Origin of the sequence: Chitinibacter bivalviorum (genome assembly GCF_013403565.1) — a bacterium.
GTDB classification, from domain to species: Bacteria; Pseudomonadota; Gammaproteobacteria; order Burkholderiales; family Chitinibacteraceae; genus Chitinibacter; species Chitinibacter bivalviorum.
The window spans coordinates 3,393,417-3,413,159 of record NZ_CP058627.1 but is presented as its reverse complement, the minus strand read 5'-3'; the positions used below and the strand labels follow the sequence as shown (position 1 = coordinate 3,413,159).

General features: G+C 51.2%; 13 protein-coding genes. 7 read left to right on the top strand and 6 right to left on the bottom strand.

What is annotated here, in order from left to right; all coding sequences use genetic code 11:
- The first annotated feature begins 169 nt into the window (after nucleotides 1-169).
- Both HQ393_RS16110 and HQ393_RS16105 read left to right on the top strand, forming a co-directional pair.
- The gene (locus HQ393_RS16110; RefSeq protein ID WP_179356560.1) at nucleotides 170-2,062 is read left to right on the top strand and encodes a putative bifunctional diguanylate cyclase/phosphodiesterase; all 1,893 of its coding nucleotides are present in this window, start codon (nucleotides 170-172) and stop codon (nucleotides 2,060-2,062) included.
- Between the two features lie 20 nt (nucleotides 2,063-2,082).
- Entirely contained in the window at nucleotides 2,083-2,550 is a 468-nt protein-coding gene (locus HQ393_RS16105; protein WP_179356559.1) for a NanQ anomerase/TabA/YiaL family protein, read from the top strand.
- A 96-nt stretch (nucleotides 2,551-2,646) separates the two neighbouring features.
- On the opposite strand, the gene HQ393_RS16100 is transcribed toward HQ393_RS16105, so the two are convergent.
- Nucleotides 2,647-3,210, bottom strand: a complete 564-nt coding sequence (locus tag HQ393_RS16100) for a hypothetical protein (protein ID WP_179356557.1) — start codon at nucleotides 3,208-3,210, stop codon at nucleotides 2,647-2,649.
- Nucleotides 3,211-3,379: 169 nt separating this feature from the next.
- On the opposite strand from HQ393_RS16100, the gene HQ393_RS16095 reads away from it, so the two are divergent.
- The 4 genes from HQ393_RS16095 (at nucleotide 3,380) to HQ393_RS16080 (ending at nucleotide 5,943) form a co-directional block, all read left to right on the top strand.
- A complete protein-coding gene (locus HQ393_RS16095) occupies nucleotides 3,380-3,979 on the top strand; it encodes a LemA family protein (RefSeq protein ID WP_218871224.1) in 600 nt (199 codons plus the stop codon).
- The gene (locus HQ393_RS16090; protein ID WP_218871221.1) at nucleotides 3,979-4,893 is read left to right on the top strand and encodes a TPM domain-containing protein; all 915 of its coding nucleotides are present in this window, start codon (nucleotides 3,979-3,981) and stop codon (nucleotides 4,891-4,893) included. Before HQ393_RS16095 ends, HQ393_RS16090 begins: the two co-directional genes overlap by 1 nt.
- Entirely contained in the window at nucleotides 4,893-5,399 is a 507-nt protein-coding gene (locus HQ393_RS16085) for a TPM domain-containing protein (RefSeq protein WP_179356553.1), read from the top strand. The genes HQ393_RS16090 and HQ393_RS16085 overlap by 1 nt, the downstream gene beginning before the upstream one ends.
- A gap of 247 nt (nucleotides 5,400-5,646) precedes the next feature.
- Entirely contained in the window at nucleotides 5,647-5,943 is a 297-nt protein-coding gene (locus tag HQ393_RS16080) for a hypothetical protein (protein ID WP_179356551.1), read from the top strand.
- A 167-nt stretch (nucleotides 5,944-6,110) separates the two neighbouring features.
- Here HQ393_RS16080 and HQ393_RS16075 read toward each other — a convergent pair whose 3' ends face one another.
- The 3 genes from HQ393_RS16075 to HQ393_RS16065 form a co-directional block, all read right to left on the bottom strand.
- Nucleotides 6,111-8,075 (bottom strand): bifunctional diguanylate cyclase/phosphodiesterase, encoded by a 1,965-nt coding sequence (locus HQ393_RS16075; protein ID WP_179356549.1) that lies wholly within the window; start codon nucleotides 8,073-8,075, stop codon nucleotides 6,111-6,113.
- 34 nt (nucleotides 8,076-8,109) lie between these two features.
- Entirely contained in the window at nucleotides 8,110-8,808 is a 699-nt protein-coding gene (locus HQ393_RS16070; RefSeq protein WP_179356547.1) for a transglutaminase-like cysteine peptidase, read from the bottom strand.
- A 97-nt stretch (nucleotides 8,809-8,905) separates the two neighbouring features.
- Nucleotides 8,906-9,535 carry a response regulator transcription factor gene (locus HQ393_RS16065; RefSeq protein ID WP_218871219.1) on the bottom strand — a complete coding sequence of 210 codons (630 nt, stop codon included), beginning with the start codon at nucleotides 9,533-9,535 and terminating at the stop codon, nucleotides 8,906-8,908.
- A gap of 213 nt (nucleotides 9,536-9,748) precedes the next feature.
- Here HQ393_RS16065 and HQ393_RS16060 point away from each other — a divergent pair, with 213 nt between their 5' ends.
- Nucleotides 9,749-16,066 carry a retention module-containing protein gene (locus HQ393_RS16060; protein WP_179356546.1) on the top strand — a complete coding sequence of 2,106 codons (6,318 nt, stop codon included), beginning with the start codon at nucleotides 9,749-9,751 and terminating at the stop codon, nucleotides 16,064-16,066.
- A gap of 63 nt (nucleotides 16,067-16,129) precedes the next feature.
- On the opposite strand, the gene HQ393_RS16055 is transcribed toward HQ393_RS16060, so the two are convergent.
- Both HQ393_RS16055 and HQ393_RS16050 read right to left on the bottom strand, forming a co-directional pair.
- Nucleotides 16,130-17,461 carry an HlyD family type I secretion periplasmic adaptor subunit gene (locus tag HQ393_RS16055; protein ID WP_179356537.1) on the bottom strand — a complete coding sequence of 444 codons (1,332 nt, stop codon included), beginning with the start codon at nucleotides 17,459-17,461 and terminating at the stop codon, nucleotides 16,130-16,132.
- Nucleotides 17,451-19,619, bottom strand: a complete 2,169-nt coding sequence (locus HQ393_RS16050) for a type I secretion system permease/ATPase (protein ID WP_179356535.1) — start codon at nucleotides 19,617-19,619, stop codon at nucleotides 17,451-17,453. The genes HQ393_RS16055 and HQ393_RS16050 overlap by 11 nt, the downstream gene beginning before the upstream one ends.
- Between the last annotated feature and the right edge of the window lie 124 nt (nucleotides 19,620-19,743).

The following is a 19,743-nucleotide window of genomic DNA, read 5'->3' as shown; positions in this document are numbered from 1 at the left end:
GCTTTTTTTATCATTTCAAACAGTATGCGGCCAAACAATTGTATGATTGCTGACTGCTTACGTGATATTGGCTGCATTTAGAAAACATGCGGTCGCAATATTGCTTCACTATCATGACATTGAATTCAGATTGCTACTTCTGCAAGTCCTTTGAGTATTAAACATTAGAATGAAAACGCCCTTTTTCAGCAGTGATAGCACCACGCAATATATCCGGCAAAAACGCCTTGGCGCTTTTATCGGCATCACCATGCTGGCCATCGCGTTTAGCCTCATTGAAAAAATCACCTCCCAACAAAAGCAAGATGCTTGGATTCTAGGCGCAACTTTTGTCCTCATTGGTGTAGCTTATTTAATCGCACGGCGCGGACGTTACGAATTGGCGGCGACCAGCTTTGCCCTGACCTTGACCGCGATGATTGCCACCATCCACTGGACTAGCAAGGGCATTTACGACCCCGCCATGCTGGCCTACCCAGCGATTATTGTCTTTACTGGCCTACTGTGCGCGCCGTGGTTGTTTGTACTGCAATGCGCCATCATTATGCTCAATATGAGTCTTTTGGTACTGGCCGAGGTACAAGGCTGGCGGCACTCGACGCCAAGCCACGTTGGATTGGGCTACTGGATCGACATGAGCCTGATTATGAGCACCATCGCCATCAGCGTCGGCCTGATTATGAAAGACTTCCGTCTGGCGTTGCGCGCCTTGCAAATTGAAAACCTGCGTGTATCCAATTCGCAAAAGGAAATCGAATTTCTCGCCACCCATGATGCACTGACGCATCTGCCCAATCGCGTTCTTGCCCGCGACCGTTGTAGCCATGCGCTGGATTTAGCACAGCGCAATCAACAAAGCACGGCACTGATCTTTATTGATCTGGATAATTTCAAAACGATTAATGATTCATTGGGCCATGCTGCGGGCGATCAATTACTGGTGGAAATGGCGCAACGTTTGCGCCATTGCGTACGCCAATCGGATACGGTATCCCGCCAAGGTGGCGATGAGTTTTTGATTATTCTGGAACAGATCGGCCAAGCTGCCGATGCGATTGAAATTACGCAAAAAGTCATCCACCAAATTTCACAACCTTTGCAACTGGGGCATTTGAACATCACCGCCACATGCTCAGTTGGCATTGCATTGGCCAATTCCGCCCAAGATGATTTCGACAGCCTGTTGCAACGCGCAGATATGGCGATGTATCGCGCCAAAGCATCGGGTCGTAATACATTCTGTCTTTATAATTCCAGCATGGACACCAAGGCCACCGAGCAGCTTCATCTGGAATCCAAAATGCGCGAAGCCTTAGGCAATTCGGAATTCACGCTGCACTACCAGCCCCAGTTTGACCTGCAAAGTGGGCAGATTATTGGCGCTGAAGCCCTAGTGCGCTGGCGTCACCCGGAGCTGGGTTTGGTGCCGCCGGGTAAATTTATCCCTGTTGCCGAAAACTCGGGCCTGATCGTTGAAATGGGCGAATGGATTGTATTTGAAGCGTGTCGCCAAGCCAAAGAATGGCAAAGCCTCGGGCTGGGCAACTTGGTGATGGGGATTAATATTTCCCCCATCCAGTTTCGGCGTGGCGATGTGGAGCAACTGGTCACCAGCGCGCTCAATGCTACGGGGCTCGCTCCCGAGTTGATCGAGCTTGAGCTGACCGAATCATTGCTACTGGAAGACTCGCAGCACCTCAAAGTGATTTTGCGTAATCTTCGGCAATTGGGTTTACGCTTTTCGATTGATGATTTTGGTACGGGTTATTCCAATCTTAGCTACTTAAAGCATTTTGAAGTCGAGCGCCTCAAGATCGATCAGTCATTTATCCGCCGCCTCACCGAAGATGCGCATGATGAAGCCATTGTGCGGGCGATTATCCAAGTGGCCAACAGCCTCAAATTACAACTTATCGCCGAGGGCATTGAAGATCAAGCCAGCCTGACTCGTCTGATAGAATTGGGCTGTGAACAAGGTCAAGGCTATCTTTGGTCGCCCGCTTTGCCTGCCGATGAATTCCAGCAATTTGTCATTCGCCACCAGACTTCTCGCGCCAGCTAGGCGCCACTAATGAGTACAACATGTATTTTAGCCATTTAGCACACCCACAACCGCCGCTGCCCGCCGCCATTGAGCGCGCCTTAAATTACCTGCGCAGCACCGACTTTAGCCAACTTGCAACGGGCCGCCATCCGATCGAAGGTGATCAGATGATTGCCATTGTGCAAACGCCACAAACCCAGCCTTGGGAAACCGGCATGCCCGAGTTTCACCGCCGCTATATTGATATTCAATACTTGCTCGAAGGTGAAGAGATCATCGGCTTTGGCGTCGCGCAGCCCGAGCTGCCGCTCGCAACGGATCAATTGGCCGAACGGGACATCGCCTTTGTTCACCCGATCGCCGATGAATCGCGCCTGCATCTCAAGCCGGGCATGTTCGCGATCTTTTTCCCGGGCGAATTGCATAAGCCCTGCCGCTGCGTGCAGCAATCACAGCTGATCAAGAAAATCGTGATCAAGATTGATGCTGCTCTACTCAATACCTAGGCACGTATACCAACACGATTCAATAAATAAATAGCCTATATCGCTATACCCATAAGCCCAGCAAGCGCTGGGCTTTTTTATCATAAAGGGCAAGGATTACACCGCTTTATCGCTGCCTTTATGCACTGCCGATTTCACGCTATCTACCCCTTGCGCAAGCGCCGCGCTGGCTTTATCGGCGACGCCTTCCGCTTTTTCGGCCACTTCGGCTGCAGTTTGCTTGGTAGCATCCCAAGCATGATCAGCAGCAATAGTCGCTTTATCACCTAATTCTGCGGCTTTGAACGCAGCTTGATCGGCAGCCAGACCCACTTTATCGCTCAATTCAGCCGCTTTGGTGGCAACCTGTTCGCCGACCACTTCGGCTTTGGCTGCCAATTGTGACGCCGCGTGCTTGCCGGTATCCCAAGCCTGATCCGCAGCCAGGGCGGCTTTATCACCCAGCTCAACCGCTTTAGCGGCGACTTGCTCACCCAGAATATCGGCTTTCGCCGTTATTTCAGCGGCGGCATCTTTGGTGCTATCCCAAGCCTGATCCGCAACATCAGCAACTTTGTCACCCAACTCGGCCGCCTTGGCCGCAGCTTGCTCAGCCACCGTTTCAATTTTGTCTTCGGCGACGCCCAGAACGTCTTTCACCTTATCAAAAAAACCAGTCATTTCTGCTTCTCCTGCCATGGGGGATTGAGTACAAGGTCACACACCATCATACGCCACCATTACATATGAAATATTTCATAATTACAAAGAGCCAAAATAACGATGTCAGCCACTTGTCATCAACTAGGGGCTGCGGCATGATGGTTTATCCAATTCAATCACGGGGCTGATGCTCATGAAACGCCTAATCCTTATTGCTGTGCTCTCGGCCACCCTCAGCGGCTGTGGCTATAACGCTTTGCAAGCCCAAGATGAAAACGTCAATGCAGCCTGGTCTGAGGTGCTCAATCAATATCAACGTCGCGCCGATCTGGTGCCCAATTTGGTCAATGTCGTCAAAGGCTACGCCGCGCACGAAGAAAAAGTGCTGATCGAAGTAACCCAGGCGCGCGCCAAAGTCGGCAGTATGCAAATCACGCCAGAGCTGGCCAAAGATGAAGCGGCCTTGGCCAAATTCCAAGAAGCTCAAGCCGGCATGACCTCGGCCTTATCGCGCCTGATGGTCGTGGCCGAAAAATACCCCGATTTAAAAGCCAATCAGAATTTCCGCGATTTATCCGCGCAACTCGAAGGCACCGAAAATCGCATCGCCGTGGCGCGCAATCGCTATATCGAAACGGTGAAAACATTTAACACCACGGCTCGATCTTTCCCCACCAACCTCACTGCGAAGATGTTTGATTTGAACCCCAAACCTAACTTTAAAGTCGAGAATGAAAAAGCCATTTCTACCGCACCTACGGTGGATTTTAATAGCGAGAAAAAATAATGCCCACCCAGCGTATGCCTTGGCAGCGCTTATGGCTATTGGCACTGGGGCTAATACTCAGCCTCAGCTGCCTAGCCAACACCGTCGCAGTGCCTGCACTGCAATCGCGCGTCACGGATTTAACGGGCAGCTTAAGTAGCGAGCAGCGCGCAGCCATCGAGCAAAAACTCAGTGCGATTGAGCAGGCCAAAGGCAGCCAGTTGGCGCTATTGATCGTACCGACCACCGGCGATGACACCATCGAGCAATTTGGCATTAAAGTCACCGATGCGTGGAAGCTAGGTCGCAAAGGCGTCGATGATGGCGTGCTGTTGCTCGTCGCCAAAGACGATAGAAAAGTACGCATTGAGGTTGGGCGTGGGCTCGAAGGCGCGCTACCTGATGTGATTGCCAGCCGCATTATTCATGAAACAATCTTACCCGCCTTCAAAGCGGGCGATTTTGTCGGCGGCATCGAGGCGGGCATTGCGCAGATTAGCGGCGTGATTCAAGGCGAAGCCCTACCGCCACCGCCCGCCCGCGGCGCCAGCGGCGCCCATCCGCAAGCCGAGCTGAAAATCCTCGGCCTGCATCCGATGGTGCTGGCGGGCATGCTGTTTTTCTGCGTGATCCTGAGCAAAATCATCGGCGCGTGGAGTAGCCGCGCGGCGATTGCCGGCATGAGCACTTTTGCCGCCGTCAGTAGCGGTACACCGCTGGCGCTGGCCGCCCTGCTTGGGCTGGGCATGGCCGTGGCACTGAGCATTGTCGCCAGCCGTTTTTTCCTCGACCTGCTGGGCATACTCATGAGTAGCTCAGGGCGTGGCGGTTACGGCGGCGGGTATCGAGGTGGTGGTGGCTTTGGCGGCGGGGGCGGCGGATTTAGCGGCGGCGGTGGTGGTTTTGGTGGCGGCGGCGCTTCGGGAGGATGGTAATGAAATCAACATGGGCACGCTACTGGCAGCACCTGAAACCCAATCGCGATCGCGCCCTGTTTGGGCCCGCCGTTGCCGCGCAACTCACGCGCGCCATTACCGCATCGGAATATGGCCATCGGGGCGAAATCCGGCTGGTAGTTGAATCGCACCTGCTGCCCAGCCAACTTTGGCATGGTATCAGCGCGCGCGAGCGGGCGATCAGCTGGTTTTCGGATTTACGCGTCTGGGATACCGAAGGCAATACCGGCATCATGCTGTACTTGCTCCTAGCGGAAAATAAGCTCGAGCTGGTGGCCGATCGCGGCATCGCCGGTAAAGTACCGCAAGCGCAATGGGATGAGATTTGCCAACGTCTGCAAACTGATTTAGCCGCCCGCCAAGTTGAAGCAGGACTAAGCCGCACCCTACACGAGCTCGGTGCCCTGCTCGCGGAGCATTTCCCGCTCAAAGAGGGCCAAGCCAACCCGAACGAGCTGTGCAATGATCCGGTGCTGGTGTTGTGAATAATGGGTATATGCTCAAAGCGCTTACAATTAAAAGCTTTACAACATATACCCATGAGTTATTTTTGGTATTGCCGCTAGTAGCGACGAGTTACCGTGCTTGCTTTACTTAAAGTAAACTTAATGACAGACCGAGTTCGGCCAAGTGCAGACATTTTTTATAACGGGCAGTAGAGTAATCTAGCAATTTTCTCAACTAGTTTGATATTACAGAAACGATTAGCAATTAAAATAAAAAGGAATCTAAATGCCTGCATATCAGTTTTATAAACGAATGATCGAGGATCAGAACGAGTTTGGCTGTTTGTGCACCGACCACGATCAATTTCTTGCTAATAGAGAGCTGTTGCTGGCTCAGGGGTTTGAAGTTGTTGGCTTTATGATATTCGCCCCGAATGAAACGAAGGCAATTGCTCGTTTTAATGAGGACAGAACTTCGCCGTATTTTAATAACACCGTTGCGGATACGATTTTAGTTGATACTTACTATTTTATTAAAAATCTGACCAAGTCGATTTGCAATAGAACAAAAAATAAAATTTAGAAATTTTATTGGATTAGTCCATTGTGGGTCTAAAGCGCTTAGTAGCAGTAGCGACTAGGCAAAACAAACCCCAACCATCACGCATGACGGTTGGGGTTTTAATTTTGGTGAATGGCAACCATCGGCGAAATTGTTTGATGATTCGATTGGCCGCGCTCCCTGGCGCCTTACAAGCTAGGCGCTTTTTTCCACAACTCGGTGCCGCCGACGCCAAAGCCTTGTACGCCATCGACGCGCAATGATTCGAGCATGGTTTGCTCGGCTGGCGTTTCGACCGATTTGGCGATGACGACCAGATCCAGACCGTGGGCGATTTTCACCATCGCATCCATAAAGAATTGATTTTCGCGATTCTGATCGATGTCTTTACTGAATGAGCCATCGACTTTCAGATAATGCACTTTCAAGGTACTCAAATAGGTAAACGAGCTAAAGCCTCGGCCAAAATTATCCAAACCGACCTGTACACCCAACTTGCCAACTTCTTCGATAAAGGTGCGCAAATCATCAAGCTGCGTAACGGCTTCCTGCTCAGGTAATTCAAAGCACAATTGATAGGCCAGCTCGGGCTTGGCGGCTAATTTGCCGATCAGCCATTTCACAAATTCAGGGTGTGAAATCGAGGCTGGGAATAGATTAATCGCCAGCTGCAGCGTTGGGTCTTTGGCCAATTCTTTCAGGCAAAGATTGATCACGACACGATCAAACTCCTGAATCAAACCATGGCGTTTGGCCATCGGTACAAACAGCCCAGCAGGTATCTGCTCGCCCAATTCATCGCGGATCCGCACAAAGACTTCGCGATGTACCAGACGACCATCAATATGGTTAACAACCTGGGTATAGAGCTCAATACGTTGTGAATTAAGGGCTTCCAGCAATACACCCTTCCATTGTGATGCACTGAGTGCGCCATGCCCTGTGGCCTCTTGCGGGGCATAGAAGTGCATGATATTCGGGCCTTCGCTTTGCGCGCTGCGCAGCGCCATATCGACTTCGGATAACCAATTATTCAGTTTCTGCCCGTGGTACATCGCGACCCCGACGTGACCGACATCGCTAAATGGCGTCATACCGCGCTCATGCAGCGAGGCGATGCGGCTCACCAAGGTGGCGCCCAAATGCTGCGCTTTTTCAGCATCCACGCCGACAAAAAAGGCAGCAAAGGTATTGCCGCTCATGCGAGCGGCGAAGGCCTCACTGGCGTCATCACCGATAATGCCTTTGACCAAGGCCGCAGTTTCAACCAATAGATTATCTACAACGCGGAAACCCTTTTGATCATTGATTTCTTTTAAATGGCTGATTTCCAAAAACAGCAAGGCGGCATGGCTGAGCGGCTCTTCGGCCTCCATCAATTGCTTCACATGCACATCAAAGTAGCGTCGATTTGCCAGGCCCGTGAGCGTATCGAGATAGGCCTCGGCACGCATCCGCTCGATACTGGCCGCCTGCTCGGCGAACATCTCTTTGACCTTTTGCGTCATGCGATTCATCGCTTGCACGACACTGCGCAAATCGAGAGTCCACGGTAATTTGGCCGCCTCGGGATATTCACGATTACAAATGGCCATCGCCTGCCGCTCGACTTCATGCAATGGGCGCAAGACAAAATGCAATAAAAAGAGCCCAAGAATCAGTGTGATAATCGAGGCAATTGAAAACCAGATTAGGGCATTGATGCTGCTGCCCCAGAGCGAGGCATAGGCAATCCCCGGATTGGCGGCGATTCTAATGGTGCCGGCTTGCTGCCAGCCGCTGGTCATGACCGATTCGGCAATTGGGGTTTCGATGGGGAATAAGGCAATAAACCAATCGGGTACATTATTAACGTGTGTGCCAGATTTGCGTACGAGGATAGATTTACCTTCCATATCGTCGATATGGATTTCGCGGTAGTAGCCACTATCAAAAATAGCGTCGACGGTACGCTCGACGAATACTTTGTTGTTTTTATCCAGAATCAAGGGCGAGAGCTGCATCCCCAGCGAGGTCGCAGTATCTTGCGAGATCGTCGTGAGCTGTTCGGTCAGAAATGCCCTGGAGTTTTGCGCATTGAGATAAACAGTGCCGCAAAACAGAAACACAAACAAAGCGGCAATCAAAATGATTAACTGCTTAAGTAAAGTCATTTCCTACTCCTTAGCAAAGCGCAGAAAAGGCGCATCAATCGAGCTCCTTCCCTTGCCTAGCCATCAATTTATCCCAAAATCCGATATTGTTTTTTCGTGGGGCCGCATTACCCGTGCTGCGATCTTTCGCCAGCCACAGCCCTTGCCCATTAAAACCATAAACAGGTGTCAAATCAGTACGTTGCGAGGCAGGCTTAATTTCTGGTATTAAATTATCCAATACCACCGGCATCGCCGAAGGCGTGGCGTAATACGTTAAAACCATATGCGCCAGATTGGTCGGGCCATGGCCGGAGGCCTGTACGTAGGTGATGCGTAATTTATTTTCGGGTACACCTAAGGCCAGCAGGGAAAAATACTTCGCAATGGCAAAGTCTTCACAATCCCCCGCGCCACGCACCAGAAATTCGACTGGGGTCGCCCAATAGTCTTCGACCCCCCAAACTTGCTGATCAGGCGCAAAAGTGATGGTTTCGTTAAAGAAATCATTCACCTTGGCTAATTTGCTATTGTCGTCGCCCTTCTTATCGCCATTGAGTAAGGCCTGCCAGTTTTGCAGGCGTTTTTTTGCCTCTGGCCCATATTTGGCTTGGGCTTTATCCAGCGTACTATCGCTGAGCTTGATCGGGCTTTCACCAATCGTCGGCGTGGTTGAGCACGCAACGACGCCTATCGCCAGCAGTAATGCGATACGGCAAGCAGACCAAGATCGGCGGGGTGAATATTCGGACATGGAAGTCTTCAAATTAGAGATCCAGCACTCGGTATATGCTCGAAGCGCTGAAAGCTCAAGCTCAAATCGGATTAGAGGTTGGCTGAGATCATTTTTTCTAGCGATTGCCCTCTTGATTCACAAACAAAGCCAGATGCATGCGATCGGATAAACGCAGCTTGCCAAAAATAGCGCCCAGATGGGCTTTGACCGTGTGATCGGAGATATTCAGATGTCGCGCAATTAATTTATTGCTTTCCCCTTGCGCCACCAAGCACGCAATTTTGCGCTCTTGCGGGGTCAAAACCGCCAAAGCATCCGTTTTGGCAGGCTGCGTGGCGCTCATTTGTTTTAAGCCATTGAGCACAAAGGGCATCGCCTGACTCGACACCCAAATCCCACCCCGAGTTGTGACATCCACAATGGCTGCCAGCCTTTGCGGCTCTAAATCAGGTGTGCAACAAGCTTTCACGCCCATGGCCAGCCAGCGAATCTCTTCTTCGATCGTAAATTGTTGATCGAGCAACCAAACTACCGCCGACTGCGCATAGTTTGCGATCTCGGCGACCGATTGCGCGGGTGAAAACAAGCCCAAATCAAACACCGCAAACTGCATCGCGGCAATTTGCGCTGCGCTGATTGCCGCCGGGTCATGCAAATGAGCGATCTGGCCACGGCTCGCCAAAATAGGCTGCCACAGCGCAAACGCCTGAGCTGAATTGGAAACAATGACACAAGGACGACACACCACAGCAGCACCCCAAACCAAGTATGGGTTTTTACTTAGGACTACAGGCTGATTTGCGTTGCCTGCACCTTGCCTACAATAAAAGCAGTTCAATGTGAAAGTTACGGTGTTTTTTGCAGTCTTTAGATCCGTGACTTAATTAGTTTAGGCCTTAGCTCGGTATAAAACCAAGACGAGATTTGTGCCGAGGCCGACCTTTCAGGAGTAATGATCATGGCTAGCAAAACAACCCAAACCGCCAGCAATTCAGCGAAATCCGCCAACCATACTGGCGTTGTCACCCAAGTAATGGGTGAAGTTAAAGTCCTAACACTGGCGGGTGAAATCAAAACCTTACAAGTTGGCGACAAAGTCAACGTGGGCGATACGATACAAACTGGCTCAGATGGCGCGGTGTCGATTAGCCTCGATGGTGGCGGCACAATTAGCGTAGGCCGTTCGGATAGCATGCCGCTAACTAATGAAATGTTCGCAGCTTTAGTCGCCCCTGCAGATAATGCGGCCGCCGATGCCGCAAAAATCCAAGAATTAATCGCTCAAGGCGCTGATCCAACCCAAGTAGCAGCCGCCTCAGCGGCTGGCGCTGGCGGCGGTGAAGATGGCGGGCATAGCTTTGTGGTGCTCGATTCTCCTGAATCAAGGGTTGCTGTTGATACCGGTTTTGCAACTACACCAGTGATCCAAAGCGTGAGCTTGATCCCCCCTGATGCGAGCAACGCCATCACGCCAACAAATACACCGCCCGTAGCCAACAATGACACCTTTACTCCAGCCAGCCCACCGAATGCTTTGAATGATGCACTGAACACCAACGAAGATACGCCACTGGTGATTCAAGGTACGACACTGCTTGCCAATGACAGCGATGCAGATGGCAACCCACTCACCATTATTGGTGTCGGCACAGCAGGCAACGGTACAGTGATACTCAACGCCGATGGCTCGATCACCTATACACCCAACGCCAATTACAACGGCCCCGATAGTTTCACCTACACCATTAGCGATGGACAAGGCGGCACATCAACCGCCACCGTTACTGTCGGCGTTACCCCTGTTAATGATCCACCCGTACTGCTTAACCCTGAAAACCTCGCCCCATTGGGCGATGACGTCAGTGTCACTACACCCGAAGACACGCCAGTCGGCGGTAAACTGGCTGCCACTGACGTGGATGGCGATACGCTGACCTTTAGCCTGACAGGCAATCAACCCGCCCACGGCACCGTCACCGTGAATGCCGATGGCACTTGGCTCTACACCCCCAATACCAACTACAACGGCCCAGATAGCTTTACGGCTTTGGTCGATGATGGCAAAGGCGGCACTGATACTTTAGTCGTCAATATTGGCGTCACACCAGTCAACGATCCACCCGTACTGGTTAACCCTGAAAACCTCGCCCCATTGGGCGATGATGTCAGCGTCACTACGCCCGAAGACACGCCTATCGGTGGCAAACTGGCCGCCACTGATGCGGATGGCGATACGCTGACCTTTAGCCTGACAGGCAATCAACCCGCCCACGGTACGGTCACCGTGAATGCCGATGGCACTTGGCTCTACACCCCCAATACCAACTACAACGGCCCAGATAGCTTTACGGCTATGGTCGATGATGGCAAAGGCGGCACCGATACTTTAGTCGTCAATATTGGCGTCACCCCAGTTAACGATCCACCTGTTATTGTTGACCCTGAAAACCTCGCCCCATTGGGCGATGATGTCAGCGTCACTACGCCCGAAGACACGCCTATCGGCGGCAAACTGGCCGCCACTGATGCGGATGGCGATAGCCTGACCTTTAGCCTTACCGGCAATCAACCCGCCCACGGTACGGTCACAGTGAATGCCGATGGCACTTGGCTCTACACCCCCAATACCAACTACAACGGCCCAGATAGCTTTACGGCTATGGTCGATGATGGCAAAGGCGGTACTGATACTTTAGTCGTCAATATTGGCGTGACCCCACTCAACGCCCCCCCCACCATCACCACCGATAATGGTAATGAAGGCGAAGGCAATGACACCGTTTATGAGTCTGGTCTGGCGACCGGTACGAATGCGGGGGTGAGCACCATCACCGCCAGCGGTACCTTTACCGTCGCCGATGCCGATGGCTTGGGCGATATCCATTCCGTCACCGTGGCGGGCACGACCTTTGTGATTGGTGCGGGTGGTTTGGCTGATCTGGCCGCCCTCGTGGGTCAAACCGCCAATACCTCCCATGGGTCTGTGCTGATCGACAGCTATAACAATGGCGTCTTTGGCTATACCTACACTTTAACCAGCCCCGTCACCTCAGGCAGTGCCGAGAGCGATAGCTTTAATGTCAGTGTGGCCGATGGCAGCGGCGCTTCAGCGCCAGTGACCGTCACCATCAATATCGTGGATGATGCCCCCGTATCGACTTCCGAACACGTGAGTGTGACGGAAGATGCGGCCAGCAATGTAGTGTCAGGGAATGTGCTCGACAACGATGTGTCTGGCGCGGATTCACCTAAATCCTTTGCGGGTTGGAGTACAGGCGATGCCGCAACGATCACGGCGCTGCAAAACTTCGGCACCTTGGTACAAGATAGCGATGGGCATTGGAGCTATACGCTCAACAATGGGCTCAGTGCAACGCAAGCACTGACGGGCAGTGATCAGACCGATTATGTCTTGCACTACACCGTTCAAGATGCCGATGGAACGACCAGCCCCGCGACATTGACCATTACGATCAAAGGCGCAAATGATGGCCCTACCATCACCACTGATAATGGCAATGACGGCGAAGGCAATGACACCGTTTATGAGTCTGGTCTGGCGACCGGTACGAATGCGGGGGTGAGCACCATCACCGCCAGCGGTACCTTTACCGTCGCCGATGCCGATGGCTTGGGCGATATCCATTCCGTCACCGTGGCGGGCACGACCTTTGTGATTGGCACCGGTACGGGCGAGTTTGTTGATCTGGCCGCCCTCGTGGGTCAAACCGCCAATACCTCCCATGGGTCTGTGCTGATCGACAGCTATAACAATGGTGTTTATAGCTATACCTACACACTTTCTGGCGCAGTACCTGATATTGCCAATCAAGTTGAAACGGACTCCTTTACTGTCAGTGTTTCGGATGGAGTAGCTCCTGCAGCTAGTGCCACCATCACTATCGAGATCAATGACGATATCCCCATCGCCAAAGCCGATAGCAACAACATTAGCGCCAATGATTTCAACTCTGAGTTTGAAGGAGTACAAGAATTACCAGCGGTGCAAACCAGCGGCAATGTCTTACTGGGTGATCTGAATGGCGGCGTGGCCGATGTACAAGGTGCAGACCAACCCGCCAAAGTCACTCAAGTGATCTTCGGTACCAATGTACAAGCCGTGACGACAGATGCACCAACCAGCATCGATGGTAAATACGGCACCTTGCTACTCAACAGCGATGGCAGCTACACCTATACACTCAATAACAGCAGCAATGCGGTACAAGAGCTGGGCAATAACGAGCATCCTACCGATGTATTTAGCTACAGCATTAAAGATGCCGATGGCGATGTTTCCAACTTAACCTCCCTCACCATTACAGTGAACGGCGCTGATGATGCCATTGTGCTCGACACGAAACTCAGCGGCGAAGTCAGCTCAGGTACCGTGTATGAAGCAGGCTTGTCGACGGGCTCGAAAGCAGATGGCGATGCAACGACCGACCCAACCACCTTCACCAGCTCGTTCACCATCAAATCGATCGATGGGCTCGATCATGTGACGATCGGCACTGGGGCCAATACTGCGCGTGTCAATTTCACTCAAGCCCCTGATGGATCATGGAGCGCGAGCGTCGCCGACTCGTCCGCTGACAGCGCTTTGGGCAATAGCCTGACCGTGACAAATGCAGTGTATAGCTCTACAAGCCACACGTGGACCTTCAGCTACAGCTATACCCTGAATGCACCAGAAACCCACAGCGCACCAGGCAATGACAACGTGAGCGATACCTTAAGTGTGATGGCCTTAGAAACCGATGGCAGCACCGCCAATGGTACGCTCAGCATTACTGTGGTGGATGATGTGCCAACGGCTAAAGCCGATTTTGATAGTGTGACAGAAGATGCCAGCTCAACGATCGCCACTGGCAATGTGATTACGGGTGTTGACCTCGCGGGCTCCCACGATAGCAACAGCAGCGATGGTGTTGCCGACGTGCAAGGCGCCGATCGCAATGTGATGGTCACCCACATTGGCTTTGGCACCAATGTGCAAGAGGTACATACAGGTACACCAACCAGCATCAATGGCCAATATGGCAGTCTGTCACTCAATAGCGATGGCAGCTACACCTATAGCCTGCATAACAGCAGCAATGCGGTACAAGAACTGGGCAACAACGAGCATCCTACCGAGGTGTTTACCTACACCATCACCGATGCAGATGGTGATCGGTCTAGCCAAACGCTCACCATTTCGGTGAACGGGGCGGATGATGCCATTGCCCTCGACAATAAACTCATCACAGAAACCAACTCGGGAACGGTGAATGAAGCAGGTTTACCTTCAGGCTCATTGGCGGATAGCGATCCAACCACTCAGCCTACATCGCTGGCGGGCTCATTTACAGTTAAATCGATCGATGGTCTTGACCATGTCACCATTGGAACGGGGGCTGGTAACACAGCGACGGTCAGCTTTACCCAGGCGGCAGACGGATCATGGACACCGCACTTTACTGATCCATCCGCAGTCAGCGCGCTTGGTAATAGCTTAAGCATCACGGGAAGTAGCTATAACGCCGCAGATCATACTTGGACCTTGAATTACACTTATACCTTGCAAGCGGCGGAAACCCACAGTGCCGCAGGCAATGATACGTTAATTGATACCTTGGCCGTTTCTGCGATTGAGACCGATGGGAGTACCGCCAATGGCACAATCCGAATCGGCGTCGTCGATGATGCGCCGATTGCCAAAGACATTAGCCTGTCTAGTGCTACTCATGTAGTGGAAACCAATCTCGTACTTACCATCGATGTGTCCGGCAGCATGCAAGGCAGCAAATTGGATCTTGCGAAACAGGCACTTAGCAATGTAATTGATCAGTACGACGCATTAGGTGATGTCCGAATAATGTTGGTCAACTTCTCCAGTGATGCCTCACTACAAGGCTCGAACACTTGGCTTTCAATTGGCGCGGCAAAAGCACTTATTAATCTTTTAAGTGCTGGTGGCAACACCAATTTTGACGCGGCCTTAGCTCAAATTACCACGCACTATAATGACTATGGCAAATTAACAGGGGAAGGGGTACAAAACGTCAGCTACTTCCTATCTGATGGCGTTCCTACTGTTGGAGGAGGAATCACAGGTAGTGAAATTGGCGCTTGGACACATTTTGTCGACATCAATGATATTAAATCCTTAGCGTTTGGCATTGGTACCGGAGCCACTCTGAGTACGCTAGAGCCCATTGCATACGATGGCGTGACCAATACTGATCCAAGCAGTGGCGTTACGCTGGTAACCAATGCCAGCAACCTACCTAGCGCATTGGTCAATAGTGCCCAACCCGTTTTGAATTTTAGCCTGCTCGATAATGGTGGTAGCTTTGGCGCAGACGGTGGCCATGTGAATAACATTATTATCGACGGCCATACCTACAGCTTTGGTGATGCAAGCAAAACCATGACTCAGACAGGGAATATTTATTCCTATGATGCCACTACTCATGAGCTCACCGTAAACACACAGACTGGTAGCACGCTCAATGGGGGAACATTCACAGTAGATATGGACACTGGCGTTGCTCACTTCACGGGGCCAGCCTCTTTAACTACAGCATTAACAGAAAATATATCGTTCCAATTGATCGATAATGATGGAGATGTCAGTGCCAGTAAAAATCTCGGCGTGACAATTGCTGCAGCAGACAGCGGCAGTAATGTTTATGACACCACAGGTGGACACACCCTCACAGGTACAGCGTTTAATGACACCATTGATGGCAATGACGGCAACGACACCATCAATGGCAATGCTGGCCACGATAGGTTAGATGGTGGAACCGGCAACGACACACTGAACGGCGGAGATGGGAACGATGTTCTGTATGGCGGAATTGGAGATGACACAATCAATGGCGATAGTGGCAATGACGTATTAATTGGAGGCAAAGGTAATGACATTCTGAATGGTGGCAGCGGTGTTGATACATTTGTATTTAGCAGCACGGCAAGCGACAATGGCAAAGACACCATTCAAGACTTCACCGTTGCGCCCAAAGTTGCAGGCCTTGTGCAAGGGGATATCCTTGACATCAGCGACTTACTAACTCCAAGCACTGCTGCGACATTCAACTCCAGTGAAGCTGCAGCGGGTGCATTCTTGCAATTCGTGCAGGATGGCGCCAATACCAAAGTCATGTTTGATGCGGATGGCTCTGGTACAAGCGCGGCCCCAGTTCAAGTGGCGACACTGACAGGGGTTAATGCAACGGATCTGCTGCATCACTTGCTGGATAATGGTGAAATCAAAACCAGTCACTAGCGAGATCCATCAAACAAAAATCCCCGCCTCAAAGGGCGGGGATTTTTTATGTCAAAAATTCGTTCAACGTTCACGTAAAGCGTCGTCTTTAGCTTTGATAATGGGTTTGAGCAAATATTGCAGCACTGTTTTTTTGCCAGTGCGTATATGTACCGTTGATAACATTCCGGGAATAATCGTCAGGTTTTTCTTGGTTGCACCAAGGTGATTGCTTTGGGTGCGCACCCGCACCAAGTAAAAGCTCTCATTCTTTTCATTGGTAATTGAATCGGCGGTGATAGTTTCTACATTGGCATCTAAACCACCATAAATCGAATAATCATAGGCGGTCAGCTTCACCGTGGCATGTTGGCCAGGCCGCAAAAAGCCAATGTCCATGGGGCGAATTTTGGCTTCGATGAGTAAATTATCCTCCAAGGGGACGATTTCCATCACATCCATCCCCGGCTGCAAAACACCACCGACGGTATTGACCTTGATCAGCTTCACAATGCCATCCAGTGGCGCACGTATCGTAGTGCGATCAAATCGGTCATTTAATGCCACCGTTGTGGCTGAGGTGGTTTCAAGCTCGGCCCGCACTGTTGCTAATTCATTTGCGGCATCGGCGCGAAATTTAGCGTAAACACTCGCAATCTTGCCATTTGCCTCGGCCTGACTGCTTTGCAAACGAGGAATCGCCAACCGAGTTTCACTTAGTTCACCAGTCAAATCACTGATTTGGCGCTTGAGATGCATAAACTCAACTTCAGAAATCACCCGTTTTTCCGCCAGAGGTTTGCTCAATACGTACTCATCATTGGCCAACTTTAAGCCCGATTCGAGCTTGCTAATTTTGGCTCGTGTTTCGGCGATTTCATGCCCCCGCTGCTCGACCTCGCTACGCAAAATAGCCACCGATGATTCAACCTCTCGGCGACGAGAAGCAAAGAGCTGGCGCTCTAGCTCAATAACTTGCGGGTTTTTCTTAATCAAATTTTCTGCTGGTTCAAAATTTTGCCCATTTGCCTCGGCACTCAGGCGAGCCATTTTTGCCGACAATGCATCATGCTTGACCGTGGTTTCACCCAAACTCGACGAAAAACGTTTCTCGTCGAGCTTCATCACGACTTGACCTTTGCGCACGACTTCACCAACTTTGACATTGATTTTGGCGACGATCCCACCTTCCAGATTTTGAATGACCTGGATTTGGCTCGATGGAATCACTTTGCCTTCTGCCACAGTGACTTCATCGATTTCAGCCAATGAAGCCCACAGCAGCAACACCACACACAAGGCCAAACTGATATACAGCATGCTGTTGGCAAACCACGTCGATTCGCCCAAAACTGCTGCGGCACCTTCCCCTAAAAAGCGTAGGTCTTCTTGCCGGATATCTTGTTTATGCCGCACGAAGTTTCCCTCCTGATAACAGAGCTAATACTTCTTCTTTTGGCCCATCCGCGATCATGCGGCCGCCGTCCATTACCATGACACGGTCAACCAAAGTCAACATCGACATTCGATGCGTAATCAAGATCAAGGTATGTTGATTCGTTAGCCGTCGCGCAAAGCGCTGCTTAAATTGCTCCTCACTTCGGTTATCCAAAGCACTGGTCACTTCATCAAATAAATAAATCGCAGGGTTCAAAAGCAGTGCGCGAGCAATGCCTATCGTTTGTTTTTGCCCGCCAGATAACGCCGCGCCGCGCTCACCGACGCGCATATCAAAGCCTTTGGGATGTCGATAGACAAACTCATTGGCCCCCGCAATTTCAGCCGCATCAAGCATCATGGCGTCATCGACATATGGAGCGGGTAATACGATGTTTTCCTTCACTGAACCATCAAAGAGGAAAACATCCTCTGGCACATAACCAATGTTATGCCGTAACTGCGCCGGATCAATTTGCCGAATATCGACGCCATCGACCCAAACCGCACCAGAATTTGGAGCATGAAAACCGAGGATTAGTTTTTCTAAGGTGCTTTTACCTGAGCCAATCCGCCCAATAATGGCGACCCTCTCCCCAGGCGCGATGCGAAATGACACATTATCCAAAGCAAGGACATCTTGCCCCGGGTAGCTAAAATTGACATTTCGGAACTCAATCTCGCCGCGAAAATTGGCTCGATTGACAAAGTCATGCCCTGCCGGGCGCTCAACAGGCTGCTCCATCAGAGTTTGCATTCCCATCAAGCCCGCTTTGGCGTGGTGATACCGGCTAATTAAGCTGGCCACCTGCGCAAAGGGCGCCAAGGTTCGCCCCAAGAGCAAGGAGCACGCAATCAGGCCACCGAGGGTGAGCTCATGCAGCCCAATCAAATACACCCCGGCAACCACCAGTGCAATCGTGGCAAATTGCTGCACAAACCCAGCTTGCGTCACAATCATCGACGAGAGACTGCGTGTTTTGATCGACAGATGACCAAACTCACCAATAATGCGTTCCCAGCGATGTTGAGCGACCGATTCAGCGGCACAGGCTTTGATCGTGTCTATCCCGCTTAAGGATTCAATCAAACTCGCCTGTTTGAGTGAGGACACCTGAAAGCTCTTGCGAATCAGCTCACCCAAGGGGCGCTGCAATAACAAACTCATCAGCACCATAATCGGGATGCAGGTTAAAGGGATTAAAACCAACCAGCCGCCGAGCCAATAGATGACCAGTAAAAACAAAATAACAAAGGGGATATCCACGATGACGGTCATCGTGGCCGAGGTAATAAAATCGCGAAAACCTTCGAAATCTTGAAAGTGGCTCACCATAGAGCCCACCGTGGCCGCACGCGCGGGCACTTTGATCCCCAGTACATGCTCGAAAATCTGGGCCGAGAGCATGATATCGATGCGCTTGCCGGCTAGATCAATGTAGTAAGCCCGCAATACCTTGATGACCATATCAAAGACCAATAAGAGCCCCACCCCCAAAGCCAAAACCCAGAGCGTTTCATAGGTTTGATTCGGTACAACCCGATCGTACACATTCATCGAAAACAGCGGTAAAGCCAAAGCAAATAGATTAATCAGGAAGGCCCCAAGCAAGACATGTCCATACAAGGGATAGCAGAGCTTCAAACTACTCCACAGCCAATGTTGCAAGCGTGGAATAGACGCTCGGCTATAGTGCGGGTCAAACTCGAAACTGGGTTTTACGAAGATCACAAATCCCGTAAACATTTCAGCCAGTTTCCGCTGCTCTAGCTCGACCTCCCCGCCCATGGCATGGGTGTCGAGAATAGTCCAAGTTTCATTGTCTTTCTTGACCACCACACAGGCTTGCCCATCTTTCAGAAGCAGAACCACTGGAAAAGCCAACTCGGGCAAATCATCCAATGAGCGGCGTTTTAAGCGAGCATTCAGCCCTGCTCGCGCGGCGGCACGAGAAAACAGCGCTGCGCTTAATTGATTGCCGACCAAGGGCAATCCAGTGGTCAACGTTTGCGCGGTATAGGGGCGCTGATAATAGCGGGTGAGCTGGATTAAGCAGATGGTTAAGGGGTCATCAGGAACAAACGCATCCAGCGGGATGGCGGTTTCATGCGCAGGAGCTGAATGGGTAGATTCCACAGCGTAACCTCAACCTTGATTTTGTTCATCATCGAAGCAAAACGAGCGCCTTGCGGCGCTCGATAAAGCATGACCATGTGCCACATTTGTAATATAGATCACAGGTCATGGTAAGAAAGAAAAA